At 39.6% G+C, this 16,524-nt stretch carries 20 protein-coding genes; 5 read left to right on the forward strand and 15 right to left on the reverse strand.

The window, feature by feature from the left end; all coding sequences use genetic code 11:
- Positions 1-66 precede the first annotated feature (66 nt).
- On the reverse strand, positions 67-750 hold the full coding sequence (locus N178_RS16700) for a hypothetical protein (protein WP_237758503.1): 684 nt from the start codon (positions 748-750) through the stop codon (positions 67-69).
- A gap of 153 nt (positions 751-903) precedes the next feature.
- Between N178_RS16700 and N178_RS16705 the strand changes: the two genes are divergently transcribed.
- Positions 904-1,143 carry a hypothetical protein gene (locus N178_RS16705; RefSeq protein ID WP_237758504.1) on the forward strand — a complete coding sequence of 80 codons (240 nt, stop codon included), beginning with the start codon at positions 904-906 and terminating at the stop codon, positions 1,141-1,143.
- A 35-nt stretch (positions 1,144-1,178) separates the two neighbouring features.
- Here N178_RS16705 and N178_RS16710 read toward each other — a convergent pair whose 3' ends face one another.
- From N178_RS16710 to N178_RS16720, 3 genes are all read right to left on the reverse strand, one after another.
- A complete protein-coding gene (locus N178_RS16710) occupies positions 1,179-1,823 on the reverse strand; it encodes a Bax inhibitor-1/YccA family protein (RefSeq protein ID WP_045293644.1) in 645 nt (214 codons plus the stop codon).
- A 145-nt stretch (positions 1,824-1,968) separates the two neighbouring features.
- Complete coding sequence (gene clpP, locus N178_RS16715; protein ID WP_045293646.1) at positions 1,969-2,550, reverse strand: ATP-dependent Clp endopeptidase proteolytic subunit ClpP; 582 nt, start codon at positions 2,548-2,550, stop codon at positions 1,969-1,971.
- Between the two features lie 29 nt (positions 2,551-2,579).
- On the reverse strand, positions 2,580-3,245 hold the full coding sequence (locus tag N178_RS16720) for a sigma-70 family RNA polymerase sigma factor (RefSeq protein ID WP_045293648.1): 666 nt from the start codon (positions 3,243-3,245) through the stop codon (positions 2,580-2,582).
- A 152-nt stretch (positions 3,246-3,397) separates the two neighbouring features.
- Between N178_RS16720 and N178_RS16725 the strand changes: the two genes are divergently transcribed.
- Positions 3,398-3,937 (forward strand): DUF2199 domain-containing protein, encoded by a 540-nt coding sequence (locus N178_RS16725; RefSeq protein ID WP_045293651.1) that lies wholly within the window; start codon positions 3,398-3,400, stop codon positions 3,935-3,937.
- A 38-nt stretch (positions 3,938-3,975) separates the two neighbouring features.
- On the opposite strand, the gene N178_RS16730 is transcribed toward N178_RS16725, so the two are convergent.
- The 3 genes from N178_RS16730 to N178_RS16740 form a co-directional block, all read right to left on the reverse strand.
- Entirely contained in the window at positions 3,976-5,226 is a 1,251-nt protein-coding gene (locus N178_RS16730) for a C40 family peptidase (protein ID WP_045293653.1), read from the reverse strand.
- A 177-nt stretch (positions 5,227-5,403) separates the two neighbouring features.
- The gene (locus tag N178_RS16735) at positions 5,404-6,603 is read right to left on the reverse strand and encodes an MFS transporter (protein ID WP_045293655.1); all 1,200 of its coding nucleotides are present in this window, start codon (positions 6,601-6,603) and stop codon (positions 5,404-5,406) included.
- Positions 6,572-7,024: a MarR family winged helix-turn-helix transcriptional regulator gene (locus N178_RS16740; RefSeq protein ID WP_045293656.1), complete on the reverse strand. Its 453-nt coding sequence runs from the start codon at positions 7,022-7,024 to the stop codon at positions 6,572-6,574. The genes N178_RS16735 and N178_RS16740 overlap by 32 nt, the downstream gene beginning before the upstream one ends.
- Before the next feature lie 252 nt (positions 7,025-7,276).
- On the opposite strand from N178_RS16740, the gene N178_RS16745 reads away from it, so the two are divergent.
- A complete protein-coding gene (locus N178_RS16745; protein ID WP_045293658.1) occupies positions 7,277-7,705 on the forward strand; it encodes a hypothetical protein in 429 nt (142 codons plus the stop codon).
- Between the two features lie 14 nt (positions 7,706-7,719).
- Here the strand turns inward: N178_RS16745 and N178_RS16750 are convergent, their stop codons facing one another.
- From N178_RS16750 to N178_RS16760, 4 genes are all read right to left on the reverse strand, one after another.
- Positions 7,720-8,097: a hypothetical protein gene (locus tag N178_RS16750; RefSeq protein WP_045293659.1), complete on the reverse strand. Its 378-nt coding sequence runs from the start codon at positions 8,095-8,097 to the stop codon at positions 7,720-7,722.
- A 156-nt stretch (positions 8,098-8,253) separates the two neighbouring features.
- On the reverse strand, positions 8,254-8,904 hold the full coding sequence (gene sigH, locus N178_RS16755; protein ID WP_013058500.1) for an RNA polymerase sporulation sigma factor SigH: 651 nt from the start codon (positions 8,902-8,904) through the stop codon (positions 8,254-8,256).
- A 385-nt stretch (positions 8,905-9,289) separates the two neighbouring features.
- Positions 9,290-9,445, reverse strand: coding sequence for a DUF3934 family protein (locus N178_RS26095; RefSeq protein WP_162837669.1), 156 nt, complete (start codon positions 9,443-9,445; stop codon positions 9,290-9,292).
- A 77-nt stretch (positions 9,446-9,522) separates the two neighbouring features.
- Entirely contained in the window at positions 9,523-9,723 is a 201-nt protein-coding gene (locus N178_RS16760; protein WP_013058502.1) for a cold-shock protein, read from the reverse strand.
- Between the two features lie 482 nt (positions 9,724-10,205).
- Here N178_RS16760 and N178_RS16765 point away from each other — a divergent pair, with 482 nt between their 5' ends.
- Positions 10,206-10,880 carry a hypothetical protein gene (locus N178_RS16765; protein WP_045293661.1) on the forward strand — a complete coding sequence of 225 codons (675 nt, stop codon included), beginning with the start codon at positions 10,206-10,208 and terminating at the stop codon, positions 10,878-10,880.
- A 41-nt stretch (positions 10,881-10,921) separates the two neighbouring features.
- Here N178_RS16765 and N178_RS26100 read toward each other — a convergent pair whose 3' ends face one another.
- The 4 genes from N178_RS26100 to N178_RS16775 form a co-directional block, all read right to left on the reverse strand.
- Positions 10,922-11,035, reverse strand: a complete 114-nt coding sequence (locus tag N178_RS26100) for a YjcZ family sporulation protein (protein ID WP_013058504.1) — start codon at positions 11,033-11,035, stop codon at positions 10,922-10,924.
- 277 nt (positions 11,036-11,312) lie between these two features.
- The gene (locus tag N178_RS27875; protein ID WP_272946339.1) at positions 11,313-11,447 is read right to left on the reverse strand and encodes a hypothetical protein; all 135 of its coding nucleotides are present in this window, start codon (positions 11,445-11,447) and stop codon (positions 11,313-11,315) included.
- A 136-nt stretch (positions 11,448-11,583) separates the two neighbouring features.
- On the reverse strand, positions 11,584-12,972 hold the full coding sequence (locus N178_RS16770; RefSeq protein WP_045293663.1) for an amino acid permease: 1,389 nt from the start codon (positions 12,970-12,972) through the stop codon (positions 11,584-11,586).
- A gap of 40 nt (positions 12,973-13,012) precedes the next feature.
- Positions 13,013-14,407, reverse strand: a complete 1,395-nt coding sequence (locus N178_RS16775) for an amino acid permease (RefSeq protein WP_045293665.1) — start codon at positions 14,405-14,407, stop codon at positions 13,013-13,015.
- Between the two features lie 533 nt (positions 14,408-14,940).
- Between N178_RS16775 and pruA the strand changes: the two genes are divergently transcribed.
- Entirely contained in the window at positions 14,941-16,509 is a 1,569-nt protein-coding gene (gene pruA / locus N178_RS16780) for an L-glutamate gamma-semialdehyde dehydrogenase (protein ID WP_045293667.1), read from the forward strand.
- The last annotated feature ends 15 nt before the right edge of the window (positions 16,510-16,524 follow it).

The following is a 16,524-nucleotide window of genomic DNA, read 5'->3' on the forward strand; positions in this document are numbered from 1 at the left end:
TTCCTTTCGCTCAAAAGGAAGCTTCTTTTTTTATGTTCTTCTGAGACTTCGGTCCCTTCTCTCTCATCAACGTTTTGTTACGTCTGGTTCGTTTTGTTTCCTTGCTTCAATCATATGAATAATTCGATTAGTATGTGGAGTTAACGCTGTACATTTTTGATAGAAGGCGCCGTCTACAACAAGCAGCTCTTCGTCCATTCCGCAAAACTTGCAGCGAAGCTCTTGTGGTCCACTGTAGGATGTGTGATAGACATTATCGTTAAAGATGGTGTAAAAAGTATCTCTTTGCTGGGCATCGTAAAAGCCATATTGCTGGTTATCGTCGTCGCGGTAGTTAACACCATAGTTCCGTTCAAATTCTTCTTGAGTAAATCCATCCTGCAAAAGTTCATTTTGTACTAGTTCTCTTAAACAATCTTCTATTTCTTCGTAGTTAAATGAACAATTATGTGCGTAAACATCTAGTTCTTCAGTGCTGTTTTCTTTTACCATCACTTCACTGCCGCAAATCTTACAGGGGTGTTTAGGGCACTGTTGATCAAAGTAAGAGAGCGTTTGTACCTTTTCCACTGCTATTTCATCGCTCACCTTTTTAAATTTAATCATCACGTTTTCTGTTTGACTAACGTTTTCGTTATACAATATCACTTCATATTCATCTATATTCTTTCCGTTTTCTGTTCGACTCAAATGCTCCATTACTTCATATGAAGAAATAGTAAAAAACTCTTTAAAATTCACCACTAACATGCATCCTTCCAAAAAATTTACGTTCTCTATGTACCTGCTCTATACTACCATTTCTTCAAAGGCTTGCACCACTAAACGAACTTCTTTTAGGTTCGTGCATATCCCTTTCTTAACAGGCATACATAGCATTAACCCTTTTATAAGGAGACTTTTGTGAATACGTATGTAATCATCAGCATTGACGTTGTTGCCAGCGCATTTTCATTTCGGAAATATCGAAAGCAAGTCGTTGAAATATATACAATCAGTGAATTTATTCAGGCTAAAAACGGTGCGGTCGCTACAAGCTCACCTGGTTTGAAAAGTTTTTTAAAGAACCTTACGCTATCGGCCCAAACTATGAAAAAACAGAGGATGATTTTAGCGAGGATGGAGATGGCGGAGAATAAATAAAAGAAAAAACCTGTTGTGACAACAGGTTTTTCTTATTAATCATCGCTTCCTAAAATACCGAAAAAGCGAAGCAAGTTGATGAATAGATTAATAAAGTCTAAATAAAGAGATAGTGCCAGCATTGGAACAAGCTCTTCCGTGATTTCACCGTGCTTCATTTTGTTAAAATCATACAGCACGTAAAGTGAAAAAACGATGGTACCAATCACTGAGAATGCCATGAGTCCAGGCGTTGTTAAGGGACTAAACAGCGAGAAAATGCTGATGCACACTAGGGCTAACAGTGCTACTAATAAAAAGCTGCCTAAAAACCCTAGATCTTTTTTCGTTTTTGCGCCAATTACACCCATCACCGTAAAAATAACGAACGTGCTTCCAAATGCATAAAGAACGACTTGCGCTCCCGCTACTGATGCATAGTAGCTAACAATCGGAAACAGCGTGATGCCTGATATAAATGAAAAGGCATATGTAAAACCGTATCCTACGCTTTTTTTCTTGCGTAACATAAATGCCGCAACGAGCATCACAAGTTCAGCAATCGCTAAAGGAAGAAAATAAGCCGGCGGCACATATTGACCTACGTATAAGCCAACTGTTGAAATAAACAACGAAAAAATAAATGTGACTAATACTTTTTGAAACAGAGACCGCTGCTCTACTCCAATCACTTCTTGCATGTGTAAAACCTTCTTTCTAAAATCTGTTATATTTTATATAATACCTACCTTTTTAAGAAAAATAAAGATAATACTAAGGTCTTTTTTCTTATTTATATAAACAAGGAAGCATAGACGCTGCCGTCTATGCTTCCTTGTTACCTCTTTATTTCGGCAACAGAATACCATCAATAATTCCGTAGTTCTTTGCTTCTTCAGCGCTCATAAAATAATCTCGTTCCGTATCATGTGCCACTTTTTCAACCGGCTGTCCCGTTCGTTTTGATATAATTTCATTGATATGCTGCTTTAATTTTAAAATTCGCCGGGCGCTAATTTCAATTTCAGTCGCCTGCCCTCTAGCCCCTCCCAGCGGCTGATGAATCATAACTTCACTATTTGGAAGTGCATAGCGCTTTCCTTTTGTTCCCGCCAAAAGAAGCAGTGCGCCAAAAGAAGCGGCCATGCCCGTGCAAATCGTTTGAACGTCCGGCTCGATGTACTGCATCGTATCATAAATCGCAAACCCTGCTGAAGTCGAACCTCCAGGGCTGTTAATATACAGGGAAATATCTTTTTTAGGATCATCTGCCGCAAGAAACAGCAGCTGCGCAACCACACTGTTGGCAATATGATCATTGATTTCATCACCAATTAGAATAATTCGGTCTTTTAACAGCCTCGAATAAATATCATACGAACGTTCACCGCGGTTGCTTTGTTCAATTACATATGGAATTGTACTCATACATATCCTCCTTATCACACGTAATATGGCTATGCAGCCATGCAGAGAGTGCACGTCGGAGTATACGTTGGTTTTTGAATGACGCTTTTTAAAGAAGGCAACGCATGAATCAAAAGTTCTGGATCCTGCGCTTCTAGCGTCTTATAAAAAAGCTCTGACAGCTCTTTTCGTTCTTTTTCATCCCAAAAAGAATCCGTAGAAAACGGCTCACCGTCTTTTTCTAACCGCTGCTTGGCACGATGCAAATTGCTTTTTACCGCTGTTTCTGACGTTTGTAAAATCGAAGCGATTTCTTTCACCTGATAGCGGAATCCTTCTTTTAAGAAAAAGATAACCGCTTGCTTCGGCGTAAATTGACTAAGCAGCAGCTCGACCGAGTGTCCCTTACTATCAAACGTATGCTTGCCGTCTTGCTGCTCCAAACCTTTTTCTTCGGCTATTCCTTCACGCTTTCGTTTTCTCAGCAGATCAATCCAGTGGTGGTACGCAATTTTATTTAACAGCGCGGAAGACAGCTTGTGCTCTTCACCTTTATATCGCTGAGCTTTTAAATACGTTTCTTGGGCAATATCATCTCCGTCCCACACATTTTGTGCTAAAAAGCGGCAGTACTGCTGCAATTTTGGGTAATGCTCGTTCCAGCATGCATCGTTAAAGCTTTCTGTTTGTGTTTCGATTTTTTTTGAATGTGACATGATTTTCACTCCTTTTGCACTCTCTATTTAGTAAACGATTAAAGGAAGTTCAAAAGATACGGGGCATCAAACTTTTTTACATATTATACGCTTAAACAGCCGTTTTTTTGTATTATAATGAAGATACTTTTATCTGAGGAGTCTAAAATAATATGCGAAGAAGACGATTATACGGCAAGAAGAAAACGAACAAACTTCACTATAAAGACTCAACCTGTAAACACCCTCAGCCCGCTTTGCCTATGAGCTATACAAGTGAGGCTCCTTTTTACTATTATGAGGCGTCAGACGATGAAAGACAGAATGACTTTGAACTATATTCAGAGATTTGTATCATGAACCAAGAACATTTTTTCGTAAGAGGCTGTGTTGAAATTCCTGTTCTTAATGAAGAAGAATTTTTCACTTGGAACATATGGGTTTCTTTAAGCGAAGAAAATTTCCGCCGAATGATCGATTTATGGAAAAATGACCAAAGAGAAAATGAACCGCCTTATTTCGGCTGGTTTTCAGTTTCCATTCCAGGGTATCCTGAAACGTTAAATTTAAAAACAAATGTGCATACACGATCCGTTGGAACAAGACCGCTCATCGAGTTAGAACCGACGGATCATCCTTTAGCCGTCGAGCAGCGGGAAGGAATAACGCTAGAGCGAATCAAAGACATACAAAAGCAATTGACTTCATATTAAAAAACAAGACAGCCCCAGACTGTCTTGTTTTTTTACCTTTATGGCATGCGCTTTGCTCCGTAGTATTTAGGCGCCCAGTAGCTGTCTACTTTATAGTTTGTAATTTTCACGCCTTCGGATGTAGATACGTGAACGACATAGTCATTTCCAATATAAATAGATGGAATAAGTGAACTTCCTTCAAAAAAGACGAGATCTCCTGGCTTCAAGTCAGATTGTGAAATGGTTTCTCCTGCTTCCCACTGCTGACTCGCATAGCGCGGAATGTCTTTTCCGGCTGCTTCTTTGTAAATGTATTGAACAAAGCCAGCCGTATCAAAGCCTGTAGAAGGGCTTGTCCCCCCTTGTGCATAAGGTACTTCTCCTACATATTTAAGAGATTCCGTCACAAATGGATTGTCTTTTGACAGCGCTAAGTCATCGTAGCGTCTTGCTCCGGCATACTTAGACGTCCAGTAGCTGCTCGTCAGGTAATCAACCGTCACATTTTCACTGCGCTTCGCGTGAACAAACTGATTGCCGCCTGCGTAGATGCCAACGTGTGAAATCCCTTCCCGATACGTATCTTTAAAAAAGATAACGTCTCCTGGTTTTAAATCTTCGCGAGCAACTTCTTCGCCAACTTGCCACTGCTGATCGGTTGATCGCGGCAAATAGACATCGGATGCATGCTGAAATACATACGCAACAAATGCGGAGCAGTCAAAACCGTCCGTTGGCGACTCACCTCCAAATACATATGGTGTGCCGAGATGTTTTAGCGCTTCTGCAATCACTTCATTATCTTTTGCAATTTCCGGTGCTCCTGTAATGCGCTTTGCTTTGGCAAAATGTGATGACCAATAGGCGCTGCTTGAAATGTTTTTTACAACAACTTTTCCGTCTGAAGAAGATGCATAAATCATTTCATCGTCTCCGATATAAATGGCGGCTACGTTCACTTCACCGTTTTCATTGGTGTCAAAAAACAATACATCGCCTGCCTGCAGCTCACTTTTGTCAACATCTGTTCCAAGCTCTGATTGTTCTTTCACCGAACGAGGAAGCGTTGTATCAAGCGCTTGCTTGAACACATATTGAACAAATCCAGAGCTGTCAAACCCGTCGCTTAGCGTTTCGCCTCCGGACGTATAGTCGGCTCCTTCATATGTTTTGGCTTTTTCGGCAATCACGCTTTCATCTGTGGCAGCCTGTACTTGTACAGCTTTTTCAGCAGGAAAAGCGCCTTCATAAAAAGTAGTAAGACTAAGTCCTAACGCTGTGACCATAAGAGGTTTCATTACTTTCATGTTTGTTCTCCTTTGTTTTTTATTTCATCCAAAAAGTTTTATATGTAAATGGTTCCCCTGTTAAAGTATGGTGCAGATGGATGGGAATTGGCTAGTACCTTTTGGCTTAAATATGCTTACCTTCCAAAGTCCTGTAAAAAATCCATAAAAAAACTCGGCGCATTACGCCGAGCTTTTTTATTTCATGCCTACCTGGATATTTGCTGCTTTTTGTTTTTGACGTAAATGTGCAATCCACTTGTAGTAAAGTGTAATCAAAAGAACAAAAATACCAAGCGCAAAGTATAGTTTTGAATACCCTAAAGCACCTGCTGCAATTCCTAATACGAATGAACCAACCGCAATACCACTATCATAAAACGTAAAGAATGTGGCAGTTGCATATGCGCTTCGGTGAGCAGGCGCCGCTTGAATTGCAAGCGTTTGGAAGCTAGGAAGCAGCGTTCCGTAGCCTAGTCCTACTAACGCACCTGAAAACAGCAGCATCCAAGAAGAATGCGTAAGACTTAAGCTAAATAGACCAATCGCAAAGACAATACATGATGGAATAATCACAATGTTTGGGCCAGCTTTATCAAATAATCTTCCTGTAAACGGTCGTGAAATCAGCATCGCAGCTGCGAACACGACAAAGAAAAAGCTTGCTGTTTTAATCAATCCAAGCGACTGTGCGTACACAGAAATAAAAGAAATAATACTTGCATACGAAAAAGAAACAAGAATACCTACAGATGAAATCGGCATGGATTTCTTTTCAAACAAATCGCTCAGTGAAAATGATTTCTTTACTGACGGAGCAGCGTTTTCCTGAAGATTTTTGACCATCATGCCGCACAGCCAGCCAACGAGCATAATCACGCCAAACACAAGGAAAATAATGTTGTATGCCATGTACTGATGAAGCGTTAATGCTAAAAACGGCCCTGCAACAACGGCTAAGTTCATTGACATTCCAAAGTAGCCAAGTCCTTCTCCTCGTCGTTTAGCGGGAACTAAATCCGCTGCAATCGCTCCGGTGACGGTTGTCGCTAAGCTGAATGAAATTCCTTGGAAGAAGCGCAGTAATAAAAGCACGTTAAAATGGTGGATAAGCATATACAAGAAGGAAGAAAGCGCAAAAATGAGGGTACTAAATACGAGCGTTTTTTTCTTTCCAATGTTTTCAATGACTTTCCCTGAAAATGGTCTCACAATAATCGCAGATAATAAAAAGATAGTAACAACAAGCCCTGCCTGCGTACTCGTGCCGTCTAAGGCGTCTAATACATAAATCGGCAGCAGCGTCAGCAATGCATAAAACACGACAAAAATAAAAAAGTTGGTAATCGCAATGCTGATAAAGCTTTTAGTCCAGATTGGCTCCTGCTGGTTCGTCATTCATTTCACCCTTTTCTGTAGATTTACAAATTTTCTTTAATAATGAAATAAGCTGATCCTGTTCGCTTTCGGATAAAGCAATCAGCAAATTTTCTTCTAAACATTGAATCTTTTGCTGAATTTCCGGAAGCCTTTCCTTCGCTTGAGGAGATAAATAAACGATGCGCTCTCGTTTATCACTGCCTGCTTTTCGGATAATCCATCCGCTTTTTTCAAGCCTTGTTAACGTTCGCGTAACCGTTGGCGCTTCGACATTTAAATACTGCCAAATCTCCGTTTGCGTCATCGAGCCAAATCGCTTTAAACAAAATAAAATCGAATACTGTGAGCTGTATAGCCCGTACGCTTTTAGCACTTCGTTTACTTCTTTAATAGACAATCTCGACTTTTGATGAAGCTCATGAAACACCAAGTTATTCACTTTTCTCACCTCACCTTTTAATTTATTTACCTAGGTAACTAATTGTTCTTTTATTAGTATATGTGCTGTTAGTTGATGTGTAAAGGCAGCTAAAAAGATCGAAAATCAGCTGTTTTCTCTTATTTTCTACTAATGATTTACGCTTTCACTTCTGTTTTCTTATTCTTTCGCATCACGAAACTTTTTGTATATATTTATATGCACCTGCAAACTCTTTTAAAGAAGACGAAACAATATGCGGGAGGCTGGTATATGTTTTCACTGCGCGGCGATGCTCATAAAGTCTACCTTAAACTAAAAAAAGCGGCTCATCAAAATCAAAACGCAGAAGATATTGATGAATTAGCGGAAATGGAAGAGATTCGGCAGCTTTACCTTATGCTAGACAGCGTTACTTTACGAAAAGTGTATTACCGAATGACCAAAGAAAAAAACGGCTCCGGCGTCATCCCTATACTTGTTTCTGCCTTGCCTTGGCTCTTTTTTTTATTTTCACAGCGGCTGCAGCAATTTTTATTTAAAGACGGCAGCTGGCTTTGGATTATTTTTGTGGTGCTGTATGTTTTTATTCTCATTCCAAGCGTGTTTCTTCATTTCCGTGAACAATCGTGGGCTTCTGTTCATATTGAAATTATTCAAGACATTTTAAAAGACCGTGAAAAAGAGCCGAAACCCCTTTGAGGTCCGGCTGTTTTTTATTCACTTAGCTTATTCATGGCCTTCGGAATGAAGTGATAGAATAAAAATTCACCTAAGAGAAGCAGCAAATAAATCATGATGAATTGAAAAACAATAAATACATGATGCGTATGTGTCCAAGCAAGCATATGCATCGTAGAATAAGCCAATGCAGCAATTAACAGTAAAAAACATATTGCGTATAGAAGACGCTTACCCCAAGAAGTAGCTTTTATTTTCTTTTTAATAAGCCTGCGGTGCTGAATTCCCTGTAAGCATACGTAACTAATTAGCACAAATGTAAGCGTCTCTCGCCTTACGAAAAAAAGAACGAGTCCAATTCCTACAATCATCCACGTTAGCTTGGCGTGATGCTTGTCTAGAAAGAAAAGCATAGGATCCTCCTTCGAAATTAACATGCTATTAGTTTAGCACATAAAGGAAATTATGGTAAAAAATGAATTTGTTAAACATTTCAGTATAGAAATGCAGGATAGACAACTATTCAATAAAAAAAGAACCTTATTATCCAATAAGGTCCTCTTTACTCATTATGAAATAGCTTGTCTGCTTTCTACGTCGCGACCTAACTTTCTTTTGATACGCTGCAGCGCGTTGTCAATTGACTTGACGTGCGTATTTAATTCTTTCGAAATTTCAGCGTATGAATGGCCGTCCATATACAGCGTCAATGCTTTTCTTTCCAATTCACTAAGTGTTTCCGCAATTTTTAACTCGCGGTCTTCCACTTTTTCTTGATGAATCAGCACCGCTTCCGGATTAGCAATTTGATCGCCAGGAATCATATCCATCAGCGTATAGTTTGATTCTTCATCATACAGAGGCTTGTCCAATGAAATGTACGAATTTAACGGACCGTGCTTTTGACGAGTAGCCGTTTTAATCGCCGTAATGATTTGTCTTGTGATACATAACTCCGCAAACCCTTTAAAAGATGTTAGCTTGTCTTCGTTAAAGTCGCGAATTGCTTTGTACAGTCCAATCATTCCTTCTTGGACGATATCTTCTTTCTCAGCACCAATCAAAAAGTATTTTCTTGCTTTTCCCCTTACAAGATTTTGATACTTGTTGATTAAATACTCTAATGATTTTTCGTCTCCACTATGAACCATTTCAACCAAAACATGATCTTCTAACATAGCATAATTTTGAACTTTTTCAATTACGATGCCTACGCTCACTCATATCCCCCCGTTACACTTAGTTGAGTTTTGATGTGTTCTAAACTGATGCATGATCTACTTGTTACGACGCTACTGCAATACGGTCCAGAAACGTAAAAAGCGTACAGAGTAAACTGTCGCTTTCCTCTCTCACTTTATGCTCCCCTGCATCTTTCTATAATCTATTATAAAGAAGTATAACCGATAAAAATCAAAAAGGTTGTCGAAATATGAAAGTGTTTGCAAAAAAAATCAATTTTTATAGAAAATTCACACAAATCACTTTATTATTTCATATAGTGACAGCAATCTGTCAAAAAAGCAATAAAAAAATAATTCCATATGAAATAAACTTACTCAAGCAGAGTAAGTCGAAGTTGCAGATGATACTGCGCATATAGGATTAGTTGCCTTCCGGCTTATCAGCATTTTTTGTTCCCTTGCTTTTATAAGGCTTTGCATTTTTCTTCTTTTTTGCACTCGCCTGCCAGCGGTTCCACCCTTTTTTGCCGGTGCCTCGCCCCGTGCCGCCTTTACCTTTTGCTTTACTCATACGTATTCCTCCGTTACCTGCGTGTTTGCTACAATAAAAAAAGACCCCGTCCAAAGTCGGAGTCTTTTTTGGATTGCATAAAATTATGCTTTTACAACGTTAGCAGCTTGTGCACCGCGTTGACCTTGCTCGATGTCGAAAGTCACTTTTTGACCTTCGTCTAAAGATTTGAATCCGTCGCCTTGAATTGCGCTGAAATGTACGAATACATCTTCTCCGCCTTCAATTTCGATGAAACCGAAACCTTTTTCTGCATTAAACCATTTTACTGTACCTTCAGTCATACTATTTCCTCCAGTGGTGGAATTACTCCACACATATATTACTACCCTTGCTCAATCGTACTATTTCCAGATAAAAATTTCTAATGAAGAATATTTCTCTTCTTTCAATTTCATACCGAACAAAAATAATTAACCTTAGTGTAACATATCAATTTAGAAATAGCAAGTTCCTGTTCTAAGACAGGCTTTATCCTAATTATGTATCTGTTAAAAACCTCTGTATAAGCTTTGAGGCTACCAGCATTTCTGGATTGTGATACGGCATAAAGTTTTTTCATTCAGCAATATGTATCATCTGCAAAAAAATAAATATTTCATATCCTGCTTTCTAAGAAACCATGACACTTATAAATGGACATGGACATTTTTTATTAATTTATTTTTCACTCTCTTTTCTCCCATGCAATAAAATAACCATTAATTACAAAAAAAGATAATAATAGTATATAATGATACGTGATTTATAGCTAAGGAGGAACAACATGATTCGTGAACGATCACTTTTGATAAAAGGACTCATCTTTTTACTAGCTGTTTTTATTTTAAACATCCCTTTCCCTAACTCAACGCCGTTCAGTCATTCTGTCTTTTCTTTTTTAGGTCTTCCCATCTATGGAAATGAAGAAACAATGATGGGAATTCAATACGCTAGCAATGCGTGGGGAATTATACTTTTACTTGGTCTTTTTGCACTTTACAAAAGTTTAAATCGTCATCGTTTAAAACTAACAATTTTAGCTGCGTTTATTGTCATATCAGGTCCTGGTCATATGGTTGAAGCGATGCAAAAGACCGTATTACCAGGTATGTATGCCATTTCTTACGATGCGGAAAACAGCAGCTGTACATTTGAGAGAAATAAAAAAGAAACCGTATTAACGGGCACCTGTGACCTTTCATTTGAAAATCACAGCTCAAAACCCATTACGTTTGAAGTAGCACTAGATGAGCGTTCCTATTTTAAAGAAGATACCCCTTTTTTACTGATGATGAATAAGCCTAGGCTTCATACTGTTACGTTGGAACCAAAGGCGTATCAAACTGTCGAAATCACTTCATCTGTCAAAGTAGCAGACTTTCCTTCTAAAATCTTTATGAGTGAAGTAAACGGCTTTCACGTAAACATTTATCAACACGGAAAAAAGCGTTATTTATGAGCATTGAAAAAAGCCCTTATAGGGCTTTTTAAATGAGTGAATTACCAGCCAAAGCCTCCGCCGTAGCAGCTGCAGCCGATGATTACTAATAAAATAAATAATACAACTAATAAAGCAAAACCAGATCCATGACCATATCCAGCATTTCCAGACATACAAACACTTCCTTTTCTTTAGTTACTCTTCCCTCAAGAAAAATGCTGTTTGCATTTCGCTTGAGTTGGATTATCTTATGCCTGAACACGCCGATTTGACTCAGGTTTTTTCTTTTTTCTTTTTCCTTCTTGCCATGCACTTCATTAATAAAAGAAGAAAATAGCCTAAGAAAAGCGCTGGCTTCGCCTCTTATTCTCTGCCCAAAAGAGATTGAGACATAACGAAATCAATTCAATTTAAAGAGGAATAAATGGGATAAATGAGCTTAACTGCTTTTTACACCGCTGTTAATTTCCGTGCAAGACTTCGCTTTCCGCGGGCGGCCGGTGAGCCTCCTCGTCGCTGACGCTCCTGTAGGGTCTCACCTAATCCGCTTTTCCCGCGGGAGTCTTCGCCTTGCCCTCCAATCAACAGCTAGAAGTAATTACATATAGTAAACCTACGTTCACCATAGTAATAAAAAAATCCGAACGAATTCCATTCATCGTTCGGATCTTGGATCTTCCTTTCAAACCAAAATAATTTTCAGCCTCTCTTACAAAACCATTTATTTCACTAGCTTACGTCTTTCAGAAGATAGCATTTCCGCGCGTTTACCGATACCTAGTACATAATAGCTCAGCACGACAATAGCTAAAAATATAATCCCGACAATCAGCGATATGCGCGTTTCATCATTAAACCACATGCCTACAAGCACCATAAATAAAAACGCGATGGTTACGTAGTTCGTCACAGGAGCAAAAGGCATTTTAAATGGATGTTGGTCCATCGCCGCTCCTTTTGCTTTTCGAAAACGAATTTGACTGATAAGAATCACAAACCACGGAATCATACCTGGAAGCACGCTCGCACTGTACACGTACACAAAAACGTTTGGCGGTGCAATATAATTTAAGACAACGCCCGCCGCTAAACCAATCATCACCGCAACGGTACTATAAATAGGCACACCGTTTCGAGAAACCTTTGTAAAAAAGGCCGGAGCCTGACCGTTTACACCTAGCGTGTAAAGCATACGTCCTGCACTGAAAATTCCGCTGTTGCACCCAGACATGGCCGCTGTGATGACAACAAAGTTAATAATGCCCGCCGCTGCTGTAATTCCTACTTTAGCAAACGTAGAAACAAACGGACTGCCGAGTGAATCCAGCTCGTTCCACGGATACACCGTTACAATCACAAAGATGGCGCCGATATAAAAAATTAAAATACGCCAAATTAAGCTTTGAATTGCACTTGTTAACGTTTTTTTAGGATCTTTTGCTTCTCCTGCTGTAATTCCAATAAGCTCTACTCCTTGATAGGCAGCAATAACAAGCGACAGCGCAAAGAAAAAGCCTGACCATCCGCCTGTAAAGAAACCGCCGTTTGCCCACAAATTCGACAGGCCAAGCGCTTCGCCGCCGTTTCCAAGACCGAAGAAAATAAGGCCAAGACCGGCAACAATCATGAGAACAATCGTAACAACTTTAATCATTGCAAACCAAAATTCAAACTCTCCAAACGATTTCACCGAGATTAAATTGGCCCCACCGAGAATGACCATGGCGACAATTCCCGGAACCCACGCCGGTAAATGCGGGAACCAGTACTGCATATAAGCTCCGACTGCAATAATCTCTGCCATGCCGACAATCACCCATTGAAACCAGTTGCTCCAAGCCGTGATATAACCCGCTACCGGATGAATATATTTATGACCGAATGTCGCAAACGAACCCGTACTGGGCTCTAAATAAAGCATCTCACCCATTGCACGCATAATAAAGAAAATAAAAACGCCGCAAATAGCATACGCAAGCAGGACGGATGGCCCCGTCCATTTAATGGTGCTTGCTGAGCCCATGAATAACCCTACCCCAATCGTTCCTCCAAGAGCAATCATTTGGATATGACGAGATTCAAGCCCTCTTTTTAACTCTTTGTTTGCCAATTTACTTCCCCCTAGCCCCTCGTGATGATTTTTTCTTCTATTAAGAAATTCTTTTATTCCCCTGTCCAGATAGAGAACTATCAGCTTTTTTCTTTTTCATAAAGAAGTACGAACATACCACAAATACAGCAATCAGCAGCGTGAGATAAAACTGAGTGCGAAGTGAATCAATAAATGCCATCGCAATAAAGATACTTGTGATTGCCGCAATCGTTCCATACGTTAAATAAGGAAACAGCCACATTCTGATTTTTAATGCTTCTGGCTTTTCTTTTTCGTATTTCTTTCTCATGCGAAGCTGTGAAAAAGCAATAACAAGGTACACAAGAAGCGCTACGCCTCCCGATGCGTTTACTAAAAACAAAAAGATTTTATCAGGTGAAAGATAGTTAAAACCAACGCTGATGTAAGAAATCACGGTACATCCTACAATGGCATTAAACGGAATGCCTTTTTTATTCACTTTCAAAAACATGCGCGGCGCGTCTCCTTTTTGCGCCATTGAGTACAGCATACGAGAACTCGTGTATAGACCTGAATTTAAGCAGGACAAAACAGCAGTCAGTACGATAAAGTTCATAATTTGAGCCGCTGCCGGAACGTTTACCAGCTCTAATATCGAAACAAACGGACTTTTCATCAAGCTTGAAGAATCCCACGGAAGAATAGTCACTAAGATTAAAATGGACCCAAGATAAAAAATTAAAATACGATAAATAACGGTATTTGTTGCGATGGTGATCGCTCGCTCAGGCTGAGCCGATTCTCCAGCCGCTGTTGCGACAATTTCTGTTCCCATAAAAGAAAACATGACAATCGCCACTCCTAAAAAGACGGAGCTGATTCCATTTGGAAGAAATCCTCCTCTATGAAGAAGGTTCGACGCTCCTGGAGACTCTACTCCCGGTATTAAACCGAGGATGATCGCTCCTCCTAAAAGTAAAAACAGCACTAAACTAACTACTTTAATAAGCGAAAACCAGTATTCAAATTCACCAAATGATTTAACAGAGTATAAGTTCGTTAACGTTAGTAAAAACGTCAGGATCAGACTCACGCCCCAAGACGGTAAAGACGGAAACCAATATTGAATAATCGTTGAACCCGCAATCGCTTCAACTGCAATAACAATTACCCAGAAAAACCAGTACAGCCAGCCGATTGTGTAGCCGGCCCACGGCCCAAGCGCTTCTCTGGCATATGTGGCGAACGAGCCGCTTGAAGGATTAGCCGTAGACATTTCCCCCAGCATTCGCATAACTAAAATCACCAGCAAACCGGCAAACGCGTACGAAAAAATGGAACCAGGACCCGCTGCGTTAATGAGCGATCCACTTCCAATGAACAAACCGGCACCAATGATTCCCCCTAAAGAAATCATGGTTATGTGTCGAATTTTTAATTCTTTTTTTAACTCAGGCGGTTGATGACTCATGTTAAAATCCTCCTTATAGGAACCGTCATTTAAAGAATTACACGTTCTCCGCATCGCGCGTTAAATATGTAAGCCCTTACAACAATGTGGACAAATAACTGCTGTTTTTCTACCCTCCCTCCATCTGTACATTCAAATGAAGCCTTCACTTGACGAAAAAGATAGCTTCATTCGACAAAAATTACTTTTCGAATTATATGATAATTTATATTGAACAACTTTGTCTATTGTTTTTTTGAAAGGAAAATCATTTTAATTTACTAACGATAAACTCTTTCTTTTATCGTAATTCTTCACTTCAAAACATCTTTTCTTATACTTTACCGACATCCCTTTCTTTGCGTTTTGTTCAAATTCACTATAAAAACCATAGATTCATTGGATGTTTAAACAAAAGTGTTTATTTTTAAATTTTTTTGAACATTTTTGTTAAAAAACTATGTACAAAACTAGAATAAGGTGATTATAATACAGGTATAGGGTGTTGGAATATTAATTATGTTTAAAATTTTCTAAAAAAAGGGGTAATGAAAATGAACACAATGAATATCAACGAAATCAAACAATACAAACACGAGCCTTTCACAGACTTTACGACTGCACAAAACAAAGATGCGTTTGAATCTGCATTAGAACTTGTACAATCAGAGCTTGGAAAGGACTATCCTCTTGTAATTGGCGGAGAATTAATTACAACAGAAGATCAAATTCAGTCAATTAACCCAGCAAATAAAGCAGAAGTTATCGGTCGCGTGTCAAAAGCAGATCAAGACTTAGCAGAAAAAGCAATGCAAGCGGCACTTTCTACGTTTAATACATGGAAAAAAGAAGCACCCGAAGCAAGAGCAGATATCCTTTTCCGCGCAGCAGACATTATTCGAAGCCGCAAACATGAATTTTCAGCTTATCTTGTAAAAGAGGCAGGAAAACCGTGGAAAGAAGCGGATGCTGATACAGCAGAAGCAATCGACTTCCTTGAATACTACGCTCGTCAAATGGTACAGCTAAAAGACGGCGCGCCTGTTGAAAGCCGCGAAGGTGAAGAAAATAAATTTAATTACATTCCGCTTGGTGTCGGCGTTATTATCTCACCATTTAACTTCCCGCTAGCGATTATGGCTGGAACAGCTGCAGCAGCGATCGTAGCAGGAAATACAGTTTTATTAAAACCAGCTAACAACACACCGGTAATCGCAGCAAAATTTGTAGAAGTAATGAAAGAAGCTGGCCTTCCAGACGGCGTATTAAACTACGTACCGGGAAGCGGAAGCGAAATTGGCGACTATTTAGTAGATCATCCAAAAACACGCTTCGTTTCGTTTACAGGTTCTCGTGAAGTAGGCTGCCGCATCTATGAACGAGCAGCAAAAGTACAGCCTGGTCAAATCTGGCTAAAACGCGTTATTGCTGAAATGGGCGGCAAAGACACAGTCGTTGTAGATAAAGATACTGATTTAGATTTAGCTGCTTCTTCTATCGTGTATTCAGCATTTGGCTTCTCTGGACAAAAGTGTTCAGCAGGCTCTCGTGCAGTTGTTCACCAAGACGTATACGATATCGTTCTTGAAAAAGCAGTTGCGCTCACAAAAACATTAACAATGGGAAGTCCTGAAGATGTGAACACGTATATGGGACCTGTTATTGATCAGGCTTCTTTCAACAAAATTACAAAGTACATTGAAATCGGTAAAGAAGAAGGTCGTTTAATGACGGGCGGAGAAGCAGATGATTCAAAAGGCTACTTCATTCAGCCTACGATCATTGCAGATGTAGATGAAAAAGCACGTTTAATGCAAGAAGAAATCTTCGGCCCAGTCGTAGCATTCTGCAAAGCGCGCGACTTCGATCATATGATGGAAATTGCTAATAATACAGACTACGGTTTAACAGGTGCCCTTCTTTCAAATACGCCTGAACACATTGAGCGTGCAAAAGAAGAGTTCCACGTCGGAAACCTTTACTTTAACCGCGGTTGTACAGGTGCCATCGTTGGGTACCAGCCGTTTGGCGGATTTAATATGTCAGGAACAGATTCAAAAGCTGGAGGTCCTGATTACTTGATTCTGCACTTACAAGCAAAAACAACAAGCACAACGCTTTAATACTCAGTAGAGCAG

The organism is Priestia aryabhattai B8W22 (assembly GCF_000956595.1).
Classification (GTDB): domain Bacteria; phylum Bacillota; class Bacilli; order Bacillales; family Bacillaceae_H; genus Priestia; species Priestia aryabhattai.

Excerpts from the sequence above, each read along its gene's own strand:
- N178_RS26100 (WP_013058504.1), bottom strand. The coding sequence starts at position 11,035 with ATGTCTGGAAATGCTGGATATGGTCATGGATCTGGTTTTGCTTTATTA.
- N178_RS16720 (WP_045293648.1), bottom strand. The coding sequence starts at position 3,245 with ATGTCACATTCAAAAAAAATCGAAACACAAACAGAAAGCTTTAACGAT.
- N178_RS16775 (WP_045293665.1), bottom strand. The coding sequence starts at position 14,407 with ATGAGTCATCAACCGCCTGAGTTAAAAAAAGAATTAAAAATTCGACAC.
- N178_RS16750 (WP_045293659.1), bottom strand. The coding sequence starts at position 8,097 with ATGCTTTTCTTTCTAGACAAGCATCACGCCAAGCTAACGTGGATGATT.
- pruA (WP_045293667.1), top strand. The coding sequence starts at position 14,941 with ATGAACACAATGAATATCAACGAAATCAAACAATACAAACACGAGCCT.
- N178_RS16700 (WP_237758503.1), bottom strand. The coding sequence starts at position 750 with ATGTTAGTGGTGAATTTTAAAGAGTTTTTTACTATTTCTTCATATGAA.
- clpP (WP_045293646.1), bottom strand. The coding sequence starts at position 2,550 with ATGAGTACAATTCCATATGTAATTGAACAAAGCAACCGCGGTGAACGT.
- N178_RS16735 (WP_045293655.1), bottom strand. The coding sequence starts at position 6,603 with ATGACGAACCAGCAGGAGCCAATCTGGACTAAAAGCTTTATCAGCATT.
- N178_RS16730 (WP_045293653.1), bottom strand. The coding sequence starts at position 5,226 with ATGAAAGTAATGAAACCTCTTATGGTCACAGCGTTAGGACTTAGTCTT.
- N178_RS16745 (WP_045293658.1), top strand. The coding sequence starts at position 7,277 with ATGTTTTCACTGCGCGGCGATGCTCATAAAGTCTACCTTAAACTAAAA.
- N178_RS16725 (WP_045293651.1), top strand. The coding sequence starts at position 3,398 with ATGCGAAGAAGACGATTATACGGCAAGAAGAAAACGAACAAACTTCAC.
- N178_RS16760 (WP_013058502.1), bottom strand. The coding sequence starts at position 9,723 with ATGACTGAAGGTACAGTAAAATGGTTTAATGCAGAAAAAGGTTTCGGT.
- N178_RS16765 (WP_045293661.1), top strand. The coding sequence starts at position 10,206 with ATGATTCGTGAACGATCACTTTTGATAAAAGGACTCATCTTTTTACTA.
- N178_RS16710 (WP_045293644.1), bottom strand. The coding sequence starts at position 1,823 with ATGCAAGAAGTGATTGGAGTAGAGCAGCGGTCTCTGTTTCAAAAAGTA.